Origin of the sequence: Streptomyces davaonensis JCM 4913, from assembly GCF_000349325.1 — a bacterium.
In the GTDB taxonomy this organism is placed as follows: Bacteria; Actinomycetota; Actinomycetes; order Streptomycetales; family Streptomycetaceae; genus Streptomyces; species Streptomyces davaonensis.
Genome location: NC_020504.1, coordinates 7,307,610 through 7,330,533 on the forward strand (window position 1 = coordinate 7,307,610; position 22,924 = coordinate 7,330,533).

Here is a 22,924-nt window from a genome sequence, read left to right on the forward strand (position 1 = left end):
CCGGTGGGGGACGACACCAGCCTGGGACGCATGACCGACCACACCGCACGAATCGACCATGTCGTCCTCTGGGTGAGCGACCCGATCGCGTCGACCGAGTTCTACGAGAAGACGCTGGGCACGGAGCCGGTACGGCTCGCCGAATTCGCCGCGGGACAGGTGCCGTTCCCCTCGGTGCGGCTCAACGAGGAGACCATCATCGACCTGATGCCGCAGACCATGGCGGCACGGATGAAGATGCTCCCGGGCGCCGTGGAGAGCGCGGGACACCCGGTCAACCACGTCTGTGTCGCCCTCCCGGCGGACGCCTTCGACGCACTGCTCGGCCGCCTGGAGGGCAGCGCGGTGCCGGTCTCGGAGATCTCCCACGACTCCTTCGGCGCCCGCGGCCCGGCCAGGCGCAGCTTCTACTTCCGCGACCCGGACGGGAACGTCTTCGAGGCCCGGCACTACGACTAGAGCCCGGCGAAGGTTCAGAACAGCGGCTCGGGCAGCACGCCCTCCAGCGCCAGCAGCTTTCGCTTGGTCTCCAGGCCGCCCCCGAAGCCCCCGATGCCGCCGTCGCTCTCCACGACCCGGTGGCAGGGCACGACCACGGGCAGCGGATTGGCGCCCATCGCCATGCCCACCGCCTGCGCGGCGCCCGGCTGGCCGACCCGCCCGGCCAGATCGCCGTAGCCGACGACCGAGCCGAACGGCACTCCGGTGGCCAGCTCGCGCAGCACCTGCCGGTTGAAGCCCGAGATCAGCGACCAGTCCAGGGGCAGCTCGAAGTCGTGTCGCTCGCCCGCGAAGTACGCCTTCACCTGGCGTATCGCCTCGGCGAGCAAGGGGGAGTCGGGCGCCTCGACCGGTTCGCCGCCCAGCCGGGAGCCGAGCCGGTCCAGGGCCCGGTCGCGCACCGCGTCGGTGGCGTGGAAGACGACATTGACCACGCCCTCGCGGGTCGCGGCCAACAGCAGCGGACCGATGTCGGTGTCGACGACGGCCCACACGACCTGCTGCTCGTACTGCCCATGGCTGTCCATGCGTCCCACCGTACGGCCGGGCACTGACAACGCCCCGGGGAACCGGCACCGCACCGGCTCCCCGGGCCCGGGTCACCCTCCTTGCACGGCGTCGCGCACCACGTCGGGCTTGTTGGTGATGATCCCGTCGACGCCGTACCCGGCGACCCGCCGGGCGTCGGCCGCGGTGTCGACGGTCCAGGTGAAGACCTCCAGCGAAGCGCCGTGCGGCCCGGTGAAGGCGTGCACGGCGGCGACATAGCCCGTGGAGATCGAGCCGTGGGCGGGGTTGATCTGGTCGGCGAACTCGGCGTACGCGGGCAGCTCCGCCACGTTCGGCGTGCCGAGGAACCCGGTCCTGACGGCCGGCTTGAGGTCGCGGACGGTGCGCAGGGTGTCCGCGCCGAAGCTCTGCACGATCAGCCGCCCGGCCACATGTTCCCGGTCGAGCCAGCCCTCGTTGCCGAGCACCTTCAGGGTCTGCCGCTCGATGCCCGGGTACAGGACGGGGTTCTTGATCTCCAGGAGCAGCTTCTGGTGGTTCCGCTCGACGCGGTGCAGGTACCGCTCCAGCGTCGGCACGCGCGCGCCCGCGTACTCGGGGCCGAACCAGCTGCCGGCGTCCAGGCGTGCGATCTCCGCGGCGGTGAAGTCCTTCACCTTCCAGGGCGCCCGGCCCGGGAAGACCTGCTCCACATCGGTGGTGCGCATCAGGTTGTCGTCGTGGAGGACGACCAGCTCACCGTCCTTGGTGCGCTGGACGTCGTTCTCGACCCACTGGATGCCCTGTTCGGCCGCCTTGTCGACGGCGGCGAGGGTGTTCTCGGGCGCGTAGGCCGAGGCGCCCCGGTGGGCGAGGATCACCGGCGGCTCGCCGGTGCTGCCCGCCCGGGCTGTGGAAGTCGGCAGCAGGAAAGCGGCGGTCCCCAGGAGCGCGGAGGTCGTGGCGGCAACTGCGCGCGCGTGCATGCGTACTCCTTCTGTCGAACATCACGGTCAGCACCACTGTGACAGCAGAGCGTCAACAGCAAGGGGTTGCGCCATGGCCATCGATTGAATGGGGTTGCCCAAGTCCGTTCACCACTGCCGCACAACTGGGGCAGGGCCGTGTTTCTTTGCCGGAAAATCGTTCGACCATTCCGGTGGGGGTCATACTCTCTGCACTCGACCCTGACCGCTCGGGCGGTCCTGGGAGGGGGTGCACATCAGCACATTCCAGGATGTAAGAGGGCGGAAGGACAGCCGCGCATGCAGGGCACGGTCGACGGATTCAGCTACGGCCTCGTCACACCGCTGGTGGCCTACCTCATGGCCTGCCTCGGTGGCGCCCTCGGCCTGCGCTGCACCACCAGAGCCATGCTCGTCACCCGCTCCTGGCGCCCCGGCTGGCTGGCCCTCGGCTCGGCGGTCATCGGTTCCGGCATATGGACCATGCACTTCGTCGCGATGATGGGGTTCACCGTCGAGGGGACCCCGATCCACTACGACAAGCCGATGACGTTCGCGAGCCTCGCCGTCGCCGTCGTCATGGTCGGCGTCGGGATCTTCATAGTCGGCTACAAGGGCGCCCGCGGCACGGCCCTGTTCACCGGCGGCACCATCACCGGGCTCGGCATAGCCTCCATGCACTACCTGGGCATGGCCGGCCTTCAGCTCGACGGCAAGCTGGAGTACAACACGCTCACCGTCGCCGCGTCCGTCGCCATAGCGATGGCCGCGGCCACCGCCGCCCTGTGGGCCGCCGGACAGGTCCGGGGCTTCGTGTGGAGCGTGGGCGCGAGCCTCGTCATGGGCCTGGCCGTGAGCGGAATGCACTACACCGGAATGGCCGCCCTCAGCGTCCATCTCCACAACGCCCAGAGCACGGCTACCGGCGACTCGCCCGCGGCCGTGCTCGCGCCCATGATGATCGGCCCGCTCGCCTTCCTGCTGCTGGCCGGAGTCGTCGTGATGTTCGACCCGCTCATGGTGATGGGCAAGCCCGACCCGGCCGTCGTCGACGACGACAAGCCCGGCGTCCCGGCCCACAGCTCCCCCGCCCACACCGCCCGCCACCCCCGGCTCCGCACCCGCCGCACCGTCGGCGAACGCCGCTCCCGCACCCCGCAGAACAGGTGACCCGGCCGCGTTGTCAGTGGGTGGCCGTACGGTGGATCCATGCGGCCCGTTTCCAGCATCGAACGCACGGTGGCGCCCTTCGAGGTCGTCAGCCCCTACCAGCCCAGCGGCGACCAGCCGCAGGCCATCGCCGACCTCGCCCGGCGCATCCAGGCAGGTGAGAAGGACGTCGTCCTGCTCGGCGCGACCGGCACCGGCAAGTCCGCCACCACCGCGTGGATGATCGAGCAGCTCCAGCGCCCCACCCTGGTCATGGCACCGAACAAGACCCTGGCCGCGCAGCTGGCGAACGAGTTCCGGGAGCTGTTGCCGAACAACGCCGTCGAGTACTTCGTCTCGTACTACGACTACTACCAGCCCGAGGCCTACGTCCCGCAGTCGGACACCTACATCGAGAAGGACTCCTCCATCAACGAGGAGGTCGAGCGGCTGCGCCACTCCGCCACCAACTCGCTGCTCACCCGCCGCGACGTCGTCGTGGTCGCCTCGGTGTCCTGCATCTACGGCCTCGGCACCCCGCAGGAGTACGTGGACCGCATGGTCCCCCTCAAGGTCGGCGAGGAGATCGACCGCGACCAGCTGCTGCGCCGCTTCGTGGACATCCAGTACACGCGCAACGACGCGGCCTTCACCCGGGGCACCTTCCGGGTGCGCGGCGACACCATCGAGATCTTCCCGGTCTACGAGGAGCTGGCCGTCCGCATCGAGATGTTCGGCGACGAGATCGAGGCGCTGTCCACACTGCACCCCCTCACCGGCGAGATCATCAGCGACGACGAGCAGCTGTACGTCTTCCCGGCCTCCCACTACGTCGCGGGCCCCGAGCGCCTGGAGCGCGCGGTCAACGACATCGAGAAGGAACTGGGGGAGCGCCTGGCCGAGCTGGAGAAGCAGGGCAAGCTCCTGGAGGCCCAGCGGCTGCGCATGCGCACCACCTACGACATCGAGATGCTCCGCCAGATCGGCAGCTGCTCCGGCGTGGAGAACTACTCGATGCACTTCGACGGCCGCCTGCCCGGCTCCCCGCCCAACACCCTGCTCGACTACTTCCCGGACGACTTCCTGCTCGTCATCGACGAGTCGCATGTGACCGTGCCGCAGATCGGCGCCATGTACGAGGGCGACGCCTCCCGCAAGCGCACCCTCGTGGACCACGGCTTCCGGCTGCCCTCCGCGCTCGACAACCGCCCGCTGAAGTGGGAGGAGTTCCAGGAGCGCATCGGCCAGACCGTCTACCTCTCGGCCACCCCGGGCCAGTACGAGCTCTCGCGCTCCGACGGCGCGGTCGAGCAGATCATCCGCCCCACCGGCCTGGTCGACCCGGAGGTCGTGGTCAAGCCCACCGAGGGCCAGATCGACGACCTGGTGCACGAGATCCGGACGCGCACCGAGAAGGACGAGCGGGTCCTGGTCACCACCCTCACCAAGAAGATGGCCGAGGATCTCACCGACTACTTCCTGGAACTGGGCATCCAGGTGCGCTACCTGCACAGCGACGTCGACACCCTGCGCCGGGTGGAACTGCTGCGCGAACTGCGCGCCGGTGAGTACGACGTCCTGGTCGGCATCAACCTCCTGCGCGAGGGCCTCGACCTGCCCGAGGTCTCCCTGGTGGCCATCCTCGACGCGGACAAGGAGGGCTTCCTGCGCTCGGGCACCTCCCTGATCCAGACCATCGGCCGCGCCGCGCGTAACGTCTCCGGCCAGGTCCACATGTACGCCGACAAGATCACCCCGGCGATGGAGAAGGCCATCGACGAGACCAACCGCCGCCGGGAGAAGCAGGTCGCGTACAACAGGGCCAACGGCATCGACCCGCAGCCGCTGCGCAAGAAGATCAACGACATCGTCGCGCAGATCGCCCGCGAGGACGTCGACACCGAGCAACTGCTCGGCTCCGGCTACCGCAAGAGCAAGGACGGCAAGGGCGCCAAGGCTCCCGTGCCCGCCCTGGGCGCGAAGTCGGCCAAGAGCAAGGGCAAGGCCAAGGAGGCCGTGCCCACCGACCGGCCGGCCGCCGAGCTCACCGAGCAGATCGAGGAGATGACCGCGCGGATGCGCGCCGCCGCGGCCGACCTCCAGTTCGAGATCGCGGCCCGGCTGCGCGACGAGGTCTCCGAGATGAAGAAGGAACTGCGCCAGATGAAGGAGGCGGGCCTGGCCTGACGGGGCAGGAGAGACCGCGCGGGGGCCGCAGTGTTGCAAGACCGACACAAAGTGCGGACCTGGGTTAGGCACTGTCAGTGCCCCTGCGTAGGGTTCTCGTCATCCGCGGACTCCGCGGAAACAGGGGACAGTTCGAGAGGGGATTCAGCACGTGACCGTCAACATGACCAAGGGTCAGGCCATCAGTCTTCAGAAGAACGACGGCGGCAGCCTGACCGCGGTGCGCATGGGTCTCGGCTGGCAGGCAGCCCCCCGGCGTGGCCTGTTCGGCTCGCGCACCCGCGAGGTCGACCTGGACGCCTCCGCCGTTCTGTTCGCCGACAAGCAGCCGGTCGACGTGGTCTTCTTCCGTCACCTGGTGAGCGACGACGGCTCGGTCCGGCACACCGGTGACAACCTGGTCGGCGGCGTCGGCCAGGGCGGCGACGACGAGGCGATCCTCGTCGACCTGGCCCGCGTCCCGGTCCACATCGACCAGATCGTCTTCACTGTGAACTCCTTCACGGGCCAGACCTTCCAGGAGGTGCAGAACGCCTTCTGCCGTCTGGTCGACGAGACCAACGGCCAGGAGCTCGCCCGCTACACGCTCGCGGGCGGCGGCGCCTACACCGCCCAGATCATGGCCAAGGTGCACCGCACCGGCCCGAGCTGGACGATGACGGCCATCGGCACGCCCGCCAACGGCCGTACCTTCCAGGACCTGATGCCGGCGATCCTGCCGCACCTGTAGGTCCCACCGGCGAGCAGCACACTTCACGACACGAGACACAGCGACACAGGGGGACGAAGGCGATGACGGCCGAGCTGGTGCGGGGACAGAATCACCCGCTCTCCCAGGCCCGTCTTGAGATCCGGGTCTCGGCCGGCGCGCCGATCGTGGCGGGCGCCACGCTCGGCGACGAGAACGGCAAGGTCCACGGCACGGAGTGGGTGGCCCATCCGGGCGCGCCCACCCAGCCGGGCCTGGAGGTCTCCCGGCAGGCGGCCGCCGACCATCGCCTCGCGGTGGACCTGGACGCCGTGCCCGAAGTTGTGCACCGGGTCAGTGTGCTGCTCGCCCTGCCCACCGGCGTGGGGGGCCCGGTCCGCTTCGGCGCGGTCGCCGCCCCCTTCATCGCGGTCACCGGCCTCGACGGCACCGAGGTGGCCAGCTACACCATCACCGGCCTGGACGCCGAGTCGGCCGTCGTTGCCCTGGAGCTCTACCGCCGCCAGGGCGCCTGGAAGGTGCGCGCCATAGGCCAGGGCTACGCGGGCGGCCTCGCCGAGCTGCTCGCCGACCAGAACCTGCCCGAGGCCGGCACGCTGGCGAACAGCATCAACGACGCGGTGGCCCAGGGCATGGCCCGCTCGGTCCCGGCGCCCCCGTCGCGTACGGCGGACTCCGACCGGCACAGGCCGCAGACGGCGCCCGCCGTGGGCCCCGACCAGGGCGGCCCCACCCCCACCTCGCCGTACGGCACCCAGGGCGCCCCCGGCGCCGTACCGCCGTCGCCCGCGACACCGCCGTACGGTGAGCCGCCGCAGAACACGCCCGCGTCCGGCTACCCGGCCGCGTCCGGCGATCCGTCCGCCACCAGCGGCGGCGTCAACTACAGCCACCCGCGGCGGCAGAACACGACCCCGCCGCCGCCCGCCCCGCCCGCGCCCCCGGCCCAGCCGGGTCAGCCCGGTCAGCCCGTCGCGGGCGACGCCACCGGCTGGTCCATGGACGAGCGGCTCTACAACCAGGTCTGGGGCATGTTCGAGGACCTGGCGCGGACGACCGCCGCGTACCGCAGCGCCGTCGACTTCGCCGACTCGCGCATGGAGAAGGAGCTGGACCAGGTCCTGTCCGATCCGCGCAGCCGGATCGGCGGTCAGGGCGACGCCGCCCGCGAGGCGGCCCAGGCCAAGCACGCCCAGCTCGTGGACCAGGCCAGGGCCACCCTCGACCGGGACCTCGCCCAGCTCACCGCCGAGGTCGATGTCGTCGAGCCCGCGCTGCCCCCGCCCTACGCCCGCTGGGACAACCCGGTCTGGCATGCCTACCGTGTGCCGATGGAGACGCCCATGGCGGTGCGCCTGGGCGATCTGCACCTGCCCGAGAGCGATCCGCTGCGGATCCCGATGCTGGTCCGGCTGCCGCTGGAGCGCGGTCTGTGGATCGACAGCGGAGCGTCCGGATCGCTGGACGGCGCGTTCCACGACTCGCACGATCTGCGCCGGCTCGCCCTGGAGACGGCCGTGGCGCATGCGGCCCGGCTGCTCGCCGTCTATCCGGCGGGCGACTTCACGGTCCATGTCATCGACCCGGCCGGTTCCGGCGCCCAGCCGCTCGCGCCGCTGGTGCAGACCGGTGTGCTCGCCGCTCCGCCCGCCGTCGGCGCGGCGGGGGTGACGGAGCTCCTCGGCCGTCTCACCCAGCGCGTCGACCTGGTGCAGATGGCGGTGCGCGGTGGCGCGCCCGAGTCGCTCCCGCAGGGCTTCGACACCTCCGAGCAGCTGCTGATCGTCAATGACTTCCCGCACGGCTTCGACGACCGGGCCGTGAACCAGCTGCGCTATCTCGCGGACGAGGGCCCGTCCGTCGGCGTCCATCTGATGATGGTCGCGGACCGCGAGGAGGCCTCCGCCTACGGCCCGCTGCTGGACCCGTTGTGGCGTTCGCTGCTGCGACTGACCCCGGTGCCCGAGGACCACCTCGCCGACCCCTGGGTGGGCCATGCCTGGACGTACGAGCCCCCGCTCGTGCCGCCCGGCAGTCAGGTGCTCCAGCAGGTGCTGACCCAGGTCGCCGCGGCCCGCCGCTCCTGGAACCGGTGACCCTGATCTGACCTTTACAAAGCATCGGTAAAGCCACCCTGAGCTTGGCTTTTGGTCTTTCTTTTACCTCACTCTTTACCTTTCCTTGGCGATTGGGTTACTCTCCTTTGTACGGAGGGGGAGTGCTCCTGACCTCCGGCAGCGACGACAACGCTGACCTTTGCCGTTCTGAACTGCCGGAGGCGCAGTGGATGTTTCCGTGACCCTGTGGGTCCTGACGATCGTGGGCCTCGCCGCCCTGATCGCGGTCGACTTCTTCATCGGCCGCAAGCCGCACGACGTGTCCATCAAGGAAGCCGGGATCTGGACCGTCGTCTGGATCGCCCTCGCCGGACTCTTCGGCCTCGGCCTGCTGCTCTTCGGCGGCGGGCAGCCGGCCGGTGAGTTCTTCGCCGGCTTCATCACCGAGAAGTCGCTGAGCGTCGACAACCTCTTCGTCTTCGTCCTGATCATGGCGAAGTTCGCGGTGCCCTCGCAGTACCAGCAGCGCGTGCTGCTCGTCGGCGTGCTCATAGCCCTGGTCCTGCGCGCGATCTTCATCGCCGCCGGTGCCGCGATCCTCGCCAGCTTCGCCTGGGTGTTCTACCTCTTCGGCGCCTTCCTGATCTGGACCGCCTGGAAGCTCATCCAGGAGGCCCGCGCCGACGACGAGGAAGAGGAGTTCGAGGAGAACAAGCTCCTCAAGGCCGCCGAGCGCCGCTTCGGTGTCGCCGACCGTTACCACGGCACCAAGCTGTGGATCGAGCAGAACGGCAAGCGGGTCATGACCCCGATGCTCGTCGTGATGCTCGCGATCGGTACGACGGACGTCCTGTTCGCCCTCGACTCCATCCCCGCGATCTTCGGCCTGACGCAGGACCCGTACATCGTCTTCACCGCCAACGCCTTCGCCCTGATGGGCCTCAGGCAGCTGTACTTCCTCATCGGCGGCCTGCTGAGGAAGCTGGTCCACCTGAGCTACGGCCTGTCGGTCATCCTCGGCTTCATCGGCGTGAAGCTGGTCCTGCACGCCCTGCACGAGTCCGGGGTGCATGTCCCGGAGATCAGCATTCCGGTCTCGCTCGGCGTCATCTGCTCGGTCCTGATCGTCACCACGATCACCAGCCTCCGTGCCTCCAAGAAGCAGGTGGCGGCCGAGGCGGCGCAGAAGGAGAGCGAAGGCGCTCCGAAGGACAGCATCGGGGCCTGACGGCTTCGGGCGTAGAAACAACCATCACCGGGAGTGACGCGTGCCGATTGCCGCGTGACGCTCCCGGTGATTGCTTTGTTCTGAGCGCGTTCCCCGGCCAGGGGGCGCAGTGGCCGGCGGAGGTAATCCGTGAAGTTCGTGCAGATCATCGACTTCGAGACCGAGCGGCTCGACGAAATGGAACCGCTGCTGGAAGAGGCGCGGCAGCGCAACGCGGGCCGGGAGGGCGGCCCCACCCACCGCATCCTCCTCAAGGACCGTGACACGCCGGGGCGTTACCTCTCCCTGATCGAGTTCGACTCGTACGAGGAGGCCATGCGCAACAGCGAGGACCCCGAGACGACCAAGATGGCCGAGCAACTGGGTGCGTTGTGCACCCGTGAGCCCCGCTTCGTCAACTGCGATCTGCTGGACTCCAGCGACCTGAAGTAACCCAGCGGCAGGCGACGGGCCCCATGGCCGACGTGCGGGGCCCGTCCGCCTTTGCGACGATCGCTGCATGATCACTCGGCTGAGGTCGCTCACCACCCGGTGGACGGCCTTCGTGCCGGTGCTCTCGGTCGTCCTGTTGGCCCTCACCTGGAGCCGGGATCTGCCCGGCGCGGTCGTGGCCGTGGTGACGCTGGTACTCGCCGGAGCCGTCCTGGCCGCCGTCCACCACGCGGAGGTCGTCGCCCACCGGGTCGGCGAGCCCTTCGGCTCCCTGGTCCTCGCGATCGCGGTCACGGTCATCGAAGTCGCCCTGATCGTCACCCTGATGGCGGACGGCGGCGACAAGAGCGCCACCCTCGCGCGGGACACCGTCTTCGCGGCCGTGATGATCACCTGCAACGGCATCGTCGGCCTGTGTCTACTGGTCGCGTCCCTCCGCCACGGCACCGCGATCTTCAACCCCGAAGGCACCGGCGCCGCCCTGGCGACCGTCGCCACCCTCGCCACGCTCAGCCTGGTCCTGCCGACGTTCACCACCAGCAAGCCGGGCCCGGAGTTCTCCAGCGTCCAACTGACCTTCGCCGCGCTCTCCTCACTCATCCTCTACGGCCTGTTCGTCGCGACCCAGACCGTGCGGCACCGCGACTACTTCCTGCCCATCACCCGGCAGGGCGAGGTGATCACCGCGGACGCTCACGCCGACGCGCCCTCCGCCCGTACCGCGCTGATCAGCCTGAGCCTGCTGGGCCTGGCCCTGATCGGCGTCGTAGGGCTCGCCAAGGCGGTCTCGCCCACCATCGAGTCCGGGGTGGAGTCGGCCGGTCTCGGCCACGCCGTCGTCGGAGTGATCATCGCGATGCTGGTGCTGCTCCCCGAGACGATCGCCGCGCTGCGCTCCGCCCGCCGCGACCGCGTGCAGACCAGCCTGAACCTCGCGCTCGGCTCGGCGATGGCCAGCATCGGCCTGACCATCCCCGCGGTCGCCCTGGCGACGATCTGGCTCTCCGGGCCACTCGTCCTCGGCCTCGGCGCCACCCATATGCTGCTGCTCGCCCTGACCGTCGTGGTCAGCTCCCTGACGGTGGTGTGCCCGGCCGCGCCACACCCCTCCAGGGCGGGGTGCACCTGGTGATCTTCTCCGCCTATCTGGAGCTGGCGATCAATCCATGACCAACGTCGGCGCCACCACCGGCGCCGGGGCGGGTCTCCGGCAGCAGCGCGAAGCAGCCGAGGCTGAGCAGCGCGATCCCGGTCAGATACGCCCCCACTCCCCACGGCACCCGCCCGCCCTGCTCGGCGAGCGCGGTCGCGGCGAGCGGCGTCAGCGCGCCGCCCAGGACCCCGCCGAGGTTGTAGCCGACCGCGGCACCGGTGCAGCGCACCCGCGGTTCGTACAACTCGGGCAGATACGCGGCGATGACGGCGAACATCGTGATGAACGCCAGCATCGCCCCCAGGAAGCCGAGGAACATCAGCAGCGGCGCGCCGGTGGCGAGCAGCGCGACCATCGGGAACATCCACACCGCGGCCGCCGCGCACCCGGCCAGGCACAACGGCCGACGCCCGTACCGGTCCCCGAGCAGCGCCACCAACGGGGTCAGCGCCCCCTTCACCAGGACCGCGCCCATGATGCAGACCAGCATGACCGTACGGCTCACCCCGAGCCGTTCCGTCCCATAGGCGAGGGACCAGGTCGTGACGGCGTAGAAGATCGCGTACCCGATGGCCAGCGCGCCGGCGGTGAGCAGGACGAGCCTCCAGTGGTCGCGCACCACCTCGGCGAGGGGCACGCGCGCGTGCTCGTCGATCTCCAGGAACTGCGGGCTCTCGGTGAGCGACGACCGCAGCCACAGCCCCGCCACGGCGAGCACCCCCGCCGCCCAGAACGGCACCCGCCATCCCCACTGCGCGAACTGGGCCTCGGTCAGGGAGGCCGCCAGCAGCAGCGTCACCCCGTTCGCCAGCAGAAACCCGACCGCCGGGCCCACCTGCGGAAAGCTCGACCACAGCCCGCGCCGCTCGGCGGGCGCGTGCTCCGCCGTCAGCAGCACGGCCCCGCCCCACTCCCCGCCGAGCCCGAGCCCCTGGAGAAAGCGCAGGACGAGCAGCAGCACGGGAGCGGCCACCCCGATCGTGTCGTACGTCGGCACACAGCCGACCGCGACCGTGGAGGCGCCGGTCAGCAGCAGCGAGGCGACGAGGACCGGCCGCCTCCCGTGCCGGTCCCCGATGTGCCCGAACAGCACGGAGCCGAGCGGCCGTGCCACGAACCCCACCCCGAACGTCCCGAACGCGGCCAGGGTCCCCGCCACCGGCGAGAACGTGGGGAAGAACAGCGGCCCCAGGACCAGCGCGGCCGCGGTCCCGTAGACGAAGAAGTCGTAGAACTCGATGGCCGTCCCGGCGAGCGAGGCGGCCGCGAGCCGGAGCATGGAGGGCGCCCTTACGGTGCGTACGTCGTGCATGCAGCGTCAACTACCCACGGTGACCGAGGGTTACGGGGGCGCGTGGACGCGGCCGCCGAGGCTCAGTACGTGACGGTGATGCGCCGGTCCGGTCCGTCGACCCGGACGAGGCCGCCGTAGGGGATCACGAGTTGCGGGTCGGTGTGGCCGAAGTCCACATCGAAGACGATCGGCGTGGTGGGTGCATACATGCGCATGGCCCGCAGCACGGCTTCGCGCTGATCGGCGGCATAACGAGCGGCCTCCTCCGGGCCGTTGGGCCGCTCGAAGGACCAGGTCTTCGCCCGGCCCATCAGCAGCGCGGAGAAGCGCTGGAGCAGCGCCCGCTCGCCCATGTTGCGCAGGGTCCAGAAGACCTCGTTGGCGCTCGGCATCTCCTCCGACGTCTCCAGCAGCAGCACGCCGCCGTCGAACTCCGCCAGGTCGCGCGGGATCTCACGGTCGGCCATCAGCAGCCAGCCGAGGATCTCCAGACAGCCGCCCCAACTGCGGCCCTCCACCACCCGGTCGGCGTTCACCCAGGTCCAGCCGGCGGCCGGACGCGTCTCGGGCTCCGCCTCGAAGGTGGCGGGGTCCGCCCAGTCGCGGTTGATGTCGTTCCAGCGCTCGGCGGGCTTCAGTTCGTAGGCCCCGGAGGTGAACAGCGCCGCGCGCAGCGAGTCGGCGGTCTGCGGGTGCATGGCGCCGGGGCGGCCCAGCTCGCACATCACCGTCGCGCCGTGGTAGCCGACGATCCCGGTGTTGCGCAGGAACGCGAGCAGGTTGGTGTTGTCGCTCATCCCGAAGAACGGCTTCGGATTGGCGCGGATCAACTCCCGGTCAAGGAACGGCAGTACGGTGATCTGGTCGTCGCCGCCGATGGACGCGATCACCGCCTTGATGTCCGGGTCGGCGAAGGCGGCGTGGATGTCGGCGGCCCGCTCCTGGGGTGTGGAGCCCATCTTGCGGGTCGCCGGGTACTCGACCGGTACGAGGTCGTATTCCTTGCGCAGCCGCTCCAGGCCCAGTTCGAAGGGGCGCGGGAGGAGTCCGGGCAGGCCCGCGCCGGCCGAGATGACGGCTATGCGGTCGCCGGGGGAGGGCTTGGGGGGATACGAGATCGTCGTCATGCCGGGCAGGGTACGGGCCGTCACCGCGCCCTCGCACCGTGATAAACCGGGTCTGAGCAGCGGTCCTCGACGGGCCGCACCGTCGAACGGACCGGAGGAACCGTGCCCCGCACCCTGGCCAACGCCCCGATCATGATCCTCAACGGCCCCAACCTGAACCTGCTCGGCCAGCGTCAGCCCGAGATCTACGGCTCCGACACCCTCGCCGACGTCGAGGCGATGTGCGTCAAGGCGGCGGCCGCGCACGGCGGGACGGTGGACTTCCGTCAGTCCAACCACGAGGGCGAGCTGGTCGACTGGATCCATGAGGCGCGGCTGAACCACTGCGGGATCGTGATCAACCCGGGCGCCTACTCGCACACGTCCGTCGCGATCCTGGACGCGCTCAACACCTGTGACGGACTGCCGGTGTTGGAGGTCCACATCTCCAACATCCACCAGCGCGAGTCCTTCCGGCACCACTCCTACGTCTCGCTGCGCGCCGACGGGGTCATCGCCGGCTGCGGGGTGCAGGGCTACGTGTTCGGCGTCGAGCGCGTCGTGGCGCTGGTGGGGGCGGCGCAGGCCAAGGCGTGATACCGCTGCCAGGTGTAATACCCGTTGCCCATGGGCGGGCGCCCCTTACCGGCGGGCGCGCTCCTGGGCCGCCGGTCAAGGGCGGGGAATGAGACCGGCGGCCCGTACCGCGCAGGAGCCGTCATCCTGCTGCGGACTGCTTCCAGTTGACTACGCAACGGCACAGGCGCGGGAGCGCGCGCAACGCGCGGGTGCGTGTGAAGGGTTCACACGGGGCGCGCGAGCCGCGGTGCACACCGGCGCGCGGAAGTGAACGCGCGCCCCGTGCACACCTCGCCGCTCACCACCCCCGCGCGTGCCACTCCGGCAGGTGCGGACGCTCCGCGCCCAGCGACGTGTCGTTGCCGTGCCCCGGATAGACCCAGGTCTCGTCCGGGAGGACGTCGAAGATCTTCGTCTCGACGTCGTGGATCAGGCTGGCGAACGCCTCCGGATCCTTACGGGTGTTGCCCACACCGCCCGGAAACAGACAGTCCCCCGTGAAGACATGGGGGTGCCCGTGCGGGTCGTCGTAGACCAGGGCGATCGAGCCCGGTGTGTGCCCGACCAGGTGGCGTGCGGTGAGTTCCACGCGCCCCACGCGGATGACGTCCCCGTCGTCGACCAGGACGTCGGTCGGCACCGGGATGCCCTCGGCGTCCGCGCGCCCCGCGTAGGTGCGCGCGCCGGTGGACTCGACGACCTGCGCCAGTGCCTGCCAGTGGTCGCCGTGCTGGTGGGTGGTGACGACGGACTTGATGCCGTCGTCACCGATCATGCCGAGCAGCGCCTGCGCGTCGTTCGCCGCGTCGATCAGCAGTTGCTCGTCCGTGGCCCGGCAGCGCAGCAGATAGGAGTTGTTGTCCATCGGGCCGACCGCGATCTTGGTGATCATCAGGTCCTTGAGCTCGTGCACGTCCGCCGGGCCGCCGACCGTCACCTCTCCGCTGTACGTCATGGCGGCAGCCTATAGCGGGGGAAGCGTCGGCAGGGGCCCGCCCACGGCGGTCAGCGCCGAGCCGTCGCGGCGGCCGCAGAGCCAGCCGAGCACGTCCGCCGGACGTCCGGTGACGGTGATTGTCGCAGCCTCGTCGCGGCCGGTGCGCCGCACGATGCCGCCCTCCTCCTCGATCAGCGTGGCGGGGACGTCGGGGTGGCCCAGGAACCGCTCGGCGAGGAAGTCCGACTCGCGGCGCACGAACTCCTCGGGGAGGTCCTCCAGCTCGTACCCGATGCCGAGGTCCACGTGGTGCAGCTCCACCTCGGCCCACCGCCGGAACGGCACCCGGGACGCGGAGTCGGTGACGCCGCCCCGCAGCTCCACGGTCCGCGACCAGTCCGCGGGCGCGTCCCCGACCCGCGCGAGGCGGGCCGCGCTCTCGCGCACGTCCGCGAGCTGGACGTCGAGGGCGCGCGGCGCGTCCCGCTCGATGTCGGCGTCCCGGGCCTCGGCGGAGGCGTACATGGGGCGCCCCTCGAAAACATTCACGAGGGCGTCCGCGTTGCGGGCGAGGTGGGCGAGGACATGGCCGCGGGTCCAACCGGGCAGCCGTGACGGCTCGGCGACCGAGGCGTTGTCCAATTTGGCGGCAGCGGTGAGCAGCCGTTCGGTCGCGTCACGTACAGACGCCAGGTCATGAGCGTGATCAATCATGCTGCTGACCTTAGCCCCGCCACACCTTTGGGTGAAGGTGGTGAAGCAGGGCCGTAAATCGAATGCACGTGCTATAGGGTCGGAACCGGCGTCGGGCATGCTGGATGGGCCGGGGATTGTTACGCATCCAGGAATCCGACCGGCGTTGTCAGTGGCTCCCCCTAGTCTGAGAAAGACGGGGGCCCCGCCCCTGTCACCACTCTCAAGAAAGGTGCGGACCGGCGTGGCCGACCGTCTCATCGTCCGTGGCGCGCGCGAGCACAACCTCAAGAATGTCTCGCTCGATCTGCCGCGCGACTCGCTCATCGTCTTCACGGGCCTGTCGGGGTCGGGCAAGTCCTCGCTGGCCTTCGACACCATCTTCGCGGAGGGCCAGCGGCGCTACGTGGAGTCGCTGTCCTCGTACGCCCGCCAGTTCCTCGGCCAGATGGACAAGCCGGACGTCGACTTCATCGAGGGACTCTCGCCCGCGGTCTCCATCGACCAGAAGTCGACCTCGCGCAACCCGCGCTCCACGGTCGGCACCATCACCGAGGTCTACGACTATCTGCGTCTGCTCTTCGCGCGCATCGGCAAGCCGCACTGTCCCGAGTGCGGTCGCCCGATCTCGCGCCAGTCGCCGCAGGCCATCGTCGACAAGGTGCTGGAGCTGCCGGAGGGCAGCCGCTTCCAGGTGCTGTCCCCGCTGGTGCGTGAGCGCAAGGGCGAGTTCGTCGACCTCTTCGCCGACCTCCAGACCAAGGGCTACTCCCGCGCGCGGGTGGACGGCGAGACCGTCCAGCTCTCCAACCCGCCCACGCTGAAGAAGCAGGAGAAGCACACCATCGAGGTGGTCGTCGACCGCCTCACGGTGAAGGACTCCGCCAAGCGCCGCCTCACCGACTCCGTCGAGACCGCCCTGGGCCTGTCCGGAGGCATGGTCGTGCTCGACTTCGTCGACCTCCCCGAGGACGACCCCGAGCGCGAGCGCATGTACTCGGAGCACCTGTACTGCCCGTACGACGACCTCTCCTTCGAGGAGCTGGAGCCGCGCTCCTTCTCCTTCAACTCGCCGTTCGGCGCCTGCCCCGAGTGCACCGGCATCGGCACGCGCATGGAGGTCGACGCCGAGCTGATCGTCCCGGACGAGGACAAGAGCCTCGACGAGGGCGCCATCCACCCCTGGTCGCACGGCCACACCAAGGACTACTTCGGACGCCTGATCAACGCCCTCGCGGACGCGTTGGGATTCCGGACCGACATCCCCTTCGCGGGTCTGCCGCAGCGCGCCAAGAAGGCACTGCTGTACGGCCACAAGACGCAGATCGAGGTCCGCTACCGCAACCGCTACGGCCGTGAGCGCGTGTACACCACGCCGTTCGAGGGCGCGGTGCCCTTCGTCAAGCGCCGGCACAGCGAGGCCGAGTCCGACGCCAGCCGGGAGCGCTTCGAGGGCTATATGCGCGAGGTGCCCTGCCCCACCTGTGAGGGCACCCGCCTGAAGCCGATCGTCCTCGCCGTCACGATCATGGAGAAGTCGATCGCCGAGGTCTCGGCGATGTCGATCAGCGACTGCGCCGACTTCCTCGGCGAGCTGAAGCTCAACGCCCGCGACAAGAAGATCGCCGAGCGGGTGCTGAAGGAGGTCAACGAACGGTTGCGGTTCCTGGTCGACGTCGGCCTGGACTATCTCTCGCTGAACCGCGCGGCCGGCACTCTCTCCGGCGGCGAGGCCCAGCGCATCCGCCTGGCCACCCAGATCGGCTCCGGCCTCGTCGGCGTGCTGTACGTCCTCGACGAGCCGTCCATCGGCCTGCACCAGCGCGACAACCACCGGCTGATCGAGACCCTGGTCCGGCTGCGGGACATGGGGAACACCCTCATCGTCGTCGAGCACGACGAGGACACCATCAAGGTCGCCGACTGGGTCGTCGACATCGGCCCCGGCGCGGGCGAGCACGGCGGCAAGGTCGTGCACAGCGGCTCCCTGAAGGAGCTGCTCGCCAACGCCGAGTCGCAGACCGGTCAGTACCTGTCCGGCAAGAAGTCGATCCCGCTGCCCGACATCCGCCGCCCGCAGGACCCGACCCGGCAGCTCACGGTGCACGGCGCCCGCGAGAACAACCTCCAGGACATCGACGTCTCCTTCCCGCTCGGTGTCTTCACCGCGGTCACGGGTGTCTCCGGCTCGGGCAAGTCGACGCTGGTCAATGACATCCTCTACACCCACCTGGCCCGCGAGCTGAACGGCGCCCGGAGCGTCCCGGGGCGGCACACACGCGTGGACGGCGACGACCTCGTCGACAAGGTTGTTCACGTCGACCAGTCGCCCATCGGCCGCACGCCGCGCTCCAACCCGGCGACGTACACCGGCGTCTTCGACCACATCCGCAAGCTCTTCGCGGAGACGACCGAGGCGAAGGTCCGCGGCTATCTGCCGGGCCGCTTCTCCTTCAACGTCAAGGGCGGCCGCTGCGAGAACTGCGCGGGCGACGGCACCATCAAGATCGAGATGAACTTCCTCCCGGACGTCTACGTCCCGTGCGAGGTCTGCCACGGCGCCCGGTACAACCGGGAGACCCTGGAGGTCCACTACAAGGGCAAGTCCATCTCCGAGGTCCTGAACATGCCGATCGAGGAAGCCATGGACTTCTTCGAGGCCGTCCCGGCGATCAACCGCCACCTCAGGACGCTCAACGACGTCGGTCTCGGCTACGTCCGGCTCGGCCAGTCCGCCACCACCCTGTCCGGCGGCGAGGCCCAGCGCGTGAAGCTCGCCAGCGAGCTCCAGAAGCGCTCCACCGGACGCACGGTCTACGTCCTCGACGAGCCGACCACCGGTCTGCACTTCGAGGACATCAGCAAGCTGCTGAAGGTCCTCGGCGGCCTGGTCGACAAGGGCAACACGGTCATCGTCATCGAGCACAACCTCGACGTGATCAAGACCGCCGACTGGGTCGTCGACATGGGCCCCGAGGGCGGCGCCGGCGGCGGTCTGGTCGTCGCCGAGGGCACCCCCGAGGAGGTCGCCGCGGTCCCGGCCAGCCACACCGGCAAGTTCCTGCGGGAGATCCTCGGCGACCGGATCAGCGACGCTGCGTCGGTGAAGGCCCCGCGCGGGGCGGCGGCGAAGAAGACGGCCGCGAAGAAGACGGTCGCGGCCAAGTCGACAGTGAAGAAGACGGCCACCGCGCGGACCACCAAGGCCGCCAAGACCGTCAACAGCACGGCCACCAAGAAGGCGGCCCCGGCGAAGAAGACGACGACGCGGGCCCGCAAGGCCTGAGCCCGTCCCGCCGTACACAGCGACGCGCCCCCGCGGAGAACTCCCGCGGGGGCGCGTCGCGTTCACTCGCCCTCGGGCTCCATGAACTCCATGTCGAGCTGGATCTTCACGACATCGCCGAGCAGCCCGGCCCCGAAGTCGAGCCCGAAGTCGCTGCGCCGGATCTCTCCGGTCGCCTCGAACCCGGCGTGCCGCCTGCCGTTGAAGTCGCCGAGACCGCCGAACTCCACGGCCAGAGTCACCGGACGGGTCACCTCCCCGATGGTCAGCTCACCCTCCATCGACCAGTCGTCACCCACCCCGGACACCCGGGTCGAGCGGAACGTCATCGTCGGCCGCGTCTCCACGTCCAGCAGATCGGCGGCGCGGGTGTGGGCGTCACGATCGGCGTTCCCGGTGTCGATCGAGGCGAGCGCGATCTCGGCGCTCACCCGGATCTCCTCGGCCCGCTCACCGACGTACAGCTCGGCGGTCACCTCGCGGAAGCGGCCGCGCACCTTGGCGATCCCGAGGTGGCGGATGGTGAAGTTGACGGCCGAGTGCAGCGGGTCGAAGGGCCACTGCCCGGGGGCGAGCGGCAGGGTCACAGCGGTGTTCACAGCGTTGTCCTGAGTCATGCCTCCACCCTGCGACCGCCGGGGGAGGGAAGGGAGGCCGCGTCGAGGGTGGTAGTGGGAGGGCCACGATCCGGTGAGGTCCGCGCGGTACGTTGCCAGGGTGAGCGAGAACGAGCTGGGAGCCTTCCTGCGCAGCCGCCGCGAGGCCGTGGAGCCCGCCGAGGTCGGGCTGCCCACCGGACCGCGCCGCCGCACCCCGGGCCTGCGCCGCGCCGAACTGGCCACCCTCGCGGGCGTCAGCGTCGAGTACGTCACGCGCCTCGAACAGGGCCGCGACCGCAACCCGTCGCCCCAGGTCCTCGGCGCCCTCGGCGACGCCCTCCAGCTCACCGTGCCCGACCGGGTCCTGCTGCGCCGCCTCGCCAAGGAGGCCGACGGCGGCCGTCCGTTCTGCGGCCGGGCCGAACCGCCCACCCGGACGGTCCGGGCAGGACTGCGGGCCATGCTCGACCGCCTGGAACCCACCCCGGCCGTGCTGCTCAACTGGATCGGCGACATCATCGCCCACACGCGAGGCTACGAACGGCTCGTCCGCCCGCTCGGCCTGCTCGACGCGGACCAGCCCAACCTGCTCCGGTACGTCTTCACCGACGAGCGTGCCCGCACCGCGTTCCCCGGCTGGCAGCGGCTGGCCGACGAGCAGGTCGCCCACCTGCGCAACGAGGCCGCCCTGAAGGACCCGTACGTCGCCGCGCTCGTCGACGAACTGACGGTCACCGCGGGCGCCGCCTTCAGCGACCGGCTCGCCGCGGTGCCCGCGGCGCCCCGGCGCACCGGTTCCGACGTCGTCGCCCACCCCGAGGCGGGCACCCTGCGGCTGACCTACGAGACCCTCGCGCTCCCAGACGACGGCCAGCGCATGGTCGTCCACCTGCCCGCCGACGAGGCCACCGCCACCGCGCTCGACCGCCTCAACGGCCGCACCCCGGGCGGGTTGCGCGCGGTCAGCGGCTGAGGCGGGTCAGCGAGGCAGGGGTACGTCGGCCAGTTCGGCGGCGTACGGCGGCTCCGCTCCCGCGCGTGAGCAGGTGATCGCCGCCGCGCGCGCCGCGAAGCGCAGCAGGCCGGTCCAGTCGTCCGCGCCGAGCCGCGCCACCGACTGAGGGGACAGTGCGTCGCGGGCGGCGAGACCGTGCAGCAGGGCCGCGTTCACGGTGTCCCCGGCCCCGATGGTGTCCACGACCTCGACCTTCTCGCCCGGTACGGAGTGCTCCGCGCCGTCGCGGGTGAAGACGCTGAGACCGTCACCGCCGTGGGTGACCACCACGGCCGCGGGGCCCTCGGCCAGCCACGCGCGCGGGGTGCCGCCGAGCCACTCGGCGTCCTCCGCGGACAGCTTCAGCAGCGACACCGAGGGCAGCCAGCCGCGGAAGCGGGCCCGGTAGGCGTCCGGGTCGGGGATCAGCCCCGGGCGGATGTTGGGGTCGAGGGCCGTGAACACGCCCCGCGCGGAGGCGGCGCGCAGCAGCTCCTCGTAGGCGGTGGCACCCGGTTCCAGGACCAGCGAACAGGTCCCGAAGGACACCGCGCGCGTGCCCTCGGGCAGGGCGGCGAGCGCGGTGAACAGGCGATCGGCGGTGCCGTCGACGTAGAAGGAGTAGGCGGCCGAGCCGCCCTCGTCGACGGTGGCGACCGCGAGCGTCGTCGGCTCGGACCCGCGCTGCACGTGCGACACGTCGACCCCGGCCTGCCGCAGCCCGTCGAGCAGGGCCTCGCCGAAGGCGTCGTGGGAGGTGCGGGAGCAGAAGGCGGTGGGGGAGCCGAGGCGGCCGAGGGCGACGGCCGTGTTGAAGGGGCCGCCGCCGAGCGCCGGGCGCAGGCTCGCGAGGGCGCCCGTGCCCTGCGGCACCAGGTCGATCAGGGCCTCACCGGCGACGACGATCACGGGGCGGTTCCTTTCGCTGGGGGCTGTTCGGGGCAGCCGCACGAGGTGCGGTGGACGAAGGCGCAGTCGAGCCGCACGGTCCGGGCCGGCCGGTCGGGCTCGGCGAGCCGGTCCAGGAGCACGCGTACGGCGCGGGCGCCGAGCTCCTTGCTGGGCTGGGCGATCGCGGTGAGCCGGGGCTCGAAGAGGTCGGCCCAGTCGAAGTCGTCGAAGCAGCACAGGGCGATGTCGCCGGGCACGGACAGGCCACGGGCGCGCAAGGCGCGCAGGGCGCCGATGGTCATCGCGTTGTTGGCGGTCACCAGGGCCGTGGGCGGCGCGGCGAGGGAGAGCAGGGCCGCGGTGGCGCGTTCGGCGCCGGCGGACTCCGAGTCGCCGTGCACGATCAGCCGCTCGTCGTGGGCGAGCCCGGCGTGCGCGAGCCCGTGCCGGTAGCCGGTGATCCGCTCACGGGTGGTGCTGAGCCCGGGTCGCCCCGCGACCAGTCCGATCCGCCGGTGGCCCAGCTCCGCGAGATGGGTGACCAGCTGCGTCGTCGGCTCGGCGCTCTCGGCGCACACCTGGTCCACATGCGGTCCCGCGTCCGTCACCAACCGGTCCAGGAACACGGACGGTACGGCGTGCCGACGCAGGTAGGCCAGGAGGCCGCCCGGGTCGGCGGAGGGCGCCACGATCATGCCGTCCACGCGCCGCTCGTGCAGCAGCTGGACGACCTTGCGCTCGTGCTCGGGATCGTCGTGCGGATCGGCGATGAGCAGGCTGTAGCCGTGCTCCAGGGCACCGGCCTCGACGCCCTGGAGGATCTCCGTGAAGTAGGGATTGCTGATGGCCGACACCGCGAGGCCGATCGAGCGGGTGCGCGCGGTCACCAGGGAGCGGGCCAGGGAGTTCGGGGTGTAGCCGAGCCGGTCGATGGCGTCGAGGACGGCCTGGCGGGTGTGGGGGAGCACCGGGCGGGTGTCGTTGAGGACGTGCGAGACGGTCGCCACGGAGACGCCCGCGTCCCGGGCCACGTCGGCCATGGTCGCCATCGCGCACCTCCCTCTCCGGCCGGGTCCGTCGCTGCCTCTGGCCGGGAAGGTATCCCATCCGGGCGCCGACGTAAACGCTTGCGCAAACGTTTACGTCATAACCTTCGAGAGCCGCCCCCCGCCCGGCCCCGCCACCCCCGGCCGGTATCGTCGCCCTGCCCGCCCTCTGACCTGTGGAGACCCGCATGCCCGGCCGCCCGACCCCGTCCCGTCGCACCGTCCTGCGCGGAGCGGCCCTCACACCCGTCGCCGGTCTTGGCCTCGCCGCGTGCTCACCGGGCGGGGAGACGGTGGACGCCGAACCGACCGCACCGGTCGACCTGGGCGCGGAGAGCGAGGTCGCCAAGGGCGGCGCGAAGCTGTACCGGGATCACAACGTGGTCGTCAGCCGGGACGCGAACGGCACCCTGAAGGCGTACAGCACGATCTGCACGCACGCGCTGTGCCCCATCAACAAGCTGGAGGGGACGAAGCTCATCTGTCCCTGTCACGGCAGCGAGTTCGACGCCACGAGCGGCGAGGTGCTGGCCGCGCCCGCGTCCGTGCCGCTGAAGGAGCTGCCGGTGGAGGCGAAGAACGGCCGGGTCGTGGCGGGACCGGCCGCTACCGCCTAGGCCCCCTCCGAG

The 22,924-nt window shown here is 70.6% G+C and carries 20 protein-coding genes and 1 pseudogene; 12 read left to right on the forward strand and 9 right to left on the reverse strand.

Features of this window, described 5'->3' with window-relative positions:
- Window positions 1–30: 30 nt before the first annotated feature.
- On the forward strand, window positions 31–459 hold the full coding sequence (locus BN159_RS32245) for a VOC family protein (protein WP_015661222.1): 429 nt from the start codon (window positions 31–33) through the stop codon (window positions 457–459).
- A 14-nt stretch (window positions 460–473) separates the two neighbouring features.
- Here the strand turns inward: BN159_RS32245 and BN159_RS32250 are convergent, their stop codons facing one another.
- Window positions 474–1,028: a methylated-DNA--[protein]-cysteine S-methyltransferase gene (locus BN159_RS32250; RefSeq protein WP_015661223.1), complete on the reverse strand. Its 555-nt coding sequence runs from the start codon at window positions 1,026–1,028 to the stop codon at window positions 474–476.
- Between the two features lie 72 nt (window positions 1,029–1,100).
- The gene (locus tag BN159_RS32255; RefSeq protein ID WP_015661224.1) at window positions 1,101–1,976 is read right to left on the reverse strand and encodes a glycerophosphodiester phosphodiesterase; all 876 of its coding nucleotides are present in this window, start codon (window positions 1,974–1,976) and stop codon (window positions 1,101–1,103) included.
- A gap of 279 nt (window positions 1,977–2,255) precedes the next feature.
- Here BN159_RS32255 and BN159_RS32260 point away from each other — a divergent pair, with 279 nt between their 5' ends.
- From BN159_RS32260 to BN159_RS32290, 7 genes and pseudogenes are all read left to right on the forward strand, one after another.
- Window positions 2,256–3,125, forward strand: a complete 870-nt coding sequence (locus BN159_RS32260) for an MHYT domain-containing protein (RefSeq protein ID WP_015661225.1) — start codon at window positions 2,256–2,258, stop codon at window positions 3,123–3,125.
- 39 nt (window positions 3,126–3,164) lie between these two features.
- Window positions 3,165–5,291, forward strand: coding sequence for an excinuclease ABC subunit UvrB (gene uvrB, locus BN159_RS32265; RefSeq protein ID WP_015661226.1), 2,127 nt, complete (start codon window positions 3,165–3,167; stop codon window positions 5,289–5,291).
- A gap of 151 nt (window positions 5,292–5,442) precedes the next feature.
- On the forward strand, window positions 5,443–6,021 hold the full coding sequence (locus tag BN159_RS32270) for a TerD family protein (RefSeq protein WP_041820131.1): 579 nt from the start codon (window positions 5,443–5,445) through the stop codon (window positions 6,019–6,021).
- 62 nt (window positions 6,022–6,083) lie between these two features.
- The gene (locus tag BN159_RS32275; RefSeq protein WP_015661228.1) at window positions 6,084–8,096 is read left to right on the forward strand and encodes a TerD family protein; all 2,013 of its coding nucleotides are present in this window, start codon (window positions 6,084–6,086) and stop codon (window positions 8,094–8,096) included.
- Between the two features lie 187 nt (window positions 8,097–8,283).
- Entirely contained in the window at window positions 8,284–9,285 is a 1,002-nt protein-coding gene (locus tag BN159_RS32280; RefSeq protein WP_015661229.1) for a TerC/Alx family metal homeostasis membrane protein, read from the forward strand.
- 129 nt (window positions 9,286–9,414) lie between these two features.
- Window positions 9,415–9,717 carry a hypothetical protein gene (locus BN159_RS32285; protein ID WP_015661230.1) on the forward strand — a complete coding sequence of 101 codons (303 nt, stop codon included), beginning with the start codon at window positions 9,415–9,417 and terminating at the stop codon, window positions 9,715–9,717.
- Window positions 9,718–9,784: 67 nt separating this feature from the next.
- Window positions 9,785–10,887 (forward strand): annotated as a pseudogene (locus BN159_RS32290) (calcium:proton antiporter).
- Here BN159_RS32290 and BN159_RS32295 read toward each other — a convergent pair.
- Together BN159_RS32295 and BN159_RS32300 are read right to left on the reverse strand one after the other, a co-directional pair.
- Entirely contained in the window at window positions 10,860–12,149 is a 1,290-nt protein-coding gene (locus tag BN159_RS32295; protein ID WP_015661232.1) for an MFS transporter, read from the reverse strand. The pseudogene BN159_RS32290 and the gene BN159_RS32295 sit on opposite strands and share 28 nt — an antisense overlap.
- Window positions 12,150–12,244: 95 nt before the next feature.
- Complete coding sequence (locus tag BN159_RS32300) at window positions 12,245–13,291, reverse strand: S66 family peptidase (protein ID WP_041822063.1); 1,047 nt, start codon at window positions 13,289–13,291, stop codon at window positions 12,245–12,247.
- Window positions 13,292–13,393: 102 nt separating this feature from the next.
- On the opposite strand from BN159_RS32300, the gene aroQ reads away from it, so the two are divergent.
- Complete coding sequence (gene aroQ / locus BN159_RS32305; protein ID WP_015661234.1) at window positions 13,394–13,867, forward strand: type II 3-dehydroquinate dehydratase; 474 nt, start codon at window positions 13,394–13,396, stop codon at window positions 13,865–13,867.
- A gap of 280 nt (window positions 13,868–14,147) precedes the next feature.
- Here aroQ and BN159_RS32310 read toward each other — a convergent pair whose 3' ends face one another.
- Together BN159_RS32310 and BN159_RS32315 are read right to left on the reverse strand one after the other, a co-directional pair.
- The gene (locus BN159_RS32310; protein ID WP_015661235.1) at window positions 14,148–14,804 is read right to left on the reverse strand and encodes an MBL fold metallo-hydrolase; all 657 of its coding nucleotides are present in this window, start codon (window positions 14,802–14,804) and stop codon (window positions 14,148–14,150) included.
- Between the two features lie 9 nt (window positions 14,805–14,813).
- Window positions 14,814–15,500, reverse strand: a complete 687-nt coding sequence (locus BN159_RS32315; RefSeq protein WP_015661236.1) for a maleylpyruvate isomerase family mycothiol-dependent enzyme — start codon at window positions 15,498–15,500, stop codon at window positions 14,814–14,816.
- A gap of 223 nt (window positions 15,501–15,723) precedes the next feature.
- On the opposite strand from BN159_RS32315, the gene uvrA reads away from it, so the two are divergent.
- On the forward strand, window positions 15,724–18,765 hold the full coding sequence (gene uvrA, locus BN159_RS32320; RefSeq protein WP_015661237.1) for an excinuclease ABC subunit UvrA: 3,042 nt from the start codon (window positions 15,724–15,726) through the stop codon (window positions 18,763–18,765).
- Between the two features lie 62 nt (window positions 18,766–18,827).
- Here uvrA and BN159_RS32325 read toward each other — a convergent pair whose 3' ends face one another.
- Window positions 18,828–19,382, reverse strand: coding sequence for a YceI family protein (locus BN159_RS32325; RefSeq protein ID WP_015661238.1), 555 nt, complete (start codon window positions 19,380–19,382; stop codon window positions 18,828–18,830).
- A 100-nt stretch (window positions 19,383–19,482) separates the two neighbouring features.
- Here BN159_RS32325 and BN159_RS32330 point away from each other — a divergent pair, with 100 nt between their 5' ends.
- Complete coding sequence (locus BN159_RS32330) at window positions 19,483–20,337, forward strand: helix-turn-helix domain-containing protein (RefSeq protein WP_041820133.1); 855 nt, start codon at window positions 19,483–19,485, stop codon at window positions 20,335–20,337.
- Between the two features lie 6 nt (window positions 20,338–20,343).
- Here the strand turns inward: BN159_RS32330 and BN159_RS32335 are convergent, their stop codons facing one another.
- Together BN159_RS32335 and BN159_RS32340 are read right to left on the reverse strand one after the other, a co-directional pair.
- Complete coding sequence (locus tag BN159_RS32335; protein ID WP_015661240.1) at window positions 20,344–21,267, reverse strand: carbohydrate kinase family protein; 924 nt, start codon at window positions 21,265–21,267, stop codon at window positions 20,344–20,346.
- Window positions 21,264–22,298 carry a LacI family DNA-binding transcriptional regulator gene (locus BN159_RS32340; RefSeq protein WP_015661241.1) on the reverse strand — a complete coding sequence of 345 codons (1,035 nt, stop codon included), beginning with the start codon at window positions 22,296–22,298 and terminating at the stop codon, window positions 21,264–21,266. The genes BN159_RS32335 and BN159_RS32340 overlap by 4 nt, the downstream gene beginning before the upstream one ends.
- Before the next feature lie 185 nt (window positions 22,299–22,483).
- Here BN159_RS32340 and BN159_RS32345 point away from each other — a divergent pair, with 185 nt between their 5' ends.
- Window positions 22,484–22,912 (forward strand): Rieske (2Fe-2S) protein, encoded by a 429-nt coding sequence (locus tag BN159_RS32345; RefSeq protein WP_015661242.1) that lies wholly within the window; start codon window positions 22,484–22,486, stop codon window positions 22,910–22,912.
- Window positions 22,913–22,924: the final 12 nt, after the last annotated feature.

Coding starts and splice junctions, on each gene's coding strand:
- BN159_RS32245 (WP_015661222.1), top strand. CDS start 31: ATGACCGACCACACCGCACGAATCGACCATGTCGTCCTCTGGGTGAGC.
- BN159_RS32250 (WP_015661223.1), bottom strand. CDS start 1,028: ATGGACAGCCATGGGCAGTACGAGCAGCAGGTCGTGTGGGCCGTCGTC.
- BN159_RS32255 (WP_015661224.1), bottom strand. CDS start 1,976: ATGCACGCGCGCGCAGTTGCCGCCACGACCTCCGCGCTCCTGGGGACC.
- BN159_RS32260 (WP_015661225.1), top strand. CDS start 2,256: ATGCAGGGCACGGTCGACGGATTCAGCTACGGCCTCGTCACACCGCTG.
- uvrB (WP_015661226.1), top strand. CDS start 3,165: ATGCGGCCCGTTTCCAGCATCGAACGCACGGTGGCGCCCTTCGAGGTC.
- BN159_RS32275 (WP_015661228.1), top strand. CDS start 6,084: ATGACGGCCGAGCTGGTGCGGGGACAGAATCACCCGCTCTCCCAGGCC.
- BN159_RS32295 (WP_015661232.1), bottom strand. CDS start 12,149: ATGCTCCGGCTCGCGGCCGCCTCGCTCGCCGGGACGGCCATCGAGTTC.
- BN159_RS32300 (WP_041822063.1), bottom strand. CDS start 13,291: ATGACGACGATCTCGTATCCCCCCAAGCCCTCCCCCGGCGACCGCATA.
- BN159_RS32310 (WP_015661235.1), bottom strand. CDS start 14,804: ATGACGTACAGCGGAGAGGTGACGGTCGGCGGCCCGGCGGACGTGCAC.
- BN159_RS32315 (WP_015661236.1), bottom strand. CDS start 15,500: ATGATTGATCACGCTCATGACCTGGCGTCTGTACGTGACGCGACCGAA.
- BN159_RS32325 (WP_015661238.1), bottom strand. CDS start 19,382: ATGACTCAGGACAACGCTGTGAACACCGCTGTGACCCTGCCGCTCGCC.
- BN159_RS32340 (WP_015661241.1), bottom strand. CDS start 22,298: ATGGCGACCATGGCCGACGTGGCCCGGGACGCGGGCGTCTCCGTGGCG.
- BN159_RS32345 (WP_015661242.1), top strand. CDS start 22,484: ATGCCCGGCCGCCCGACCCCGTCCCGTCGCACCGTCCTGCGCGGAGCG.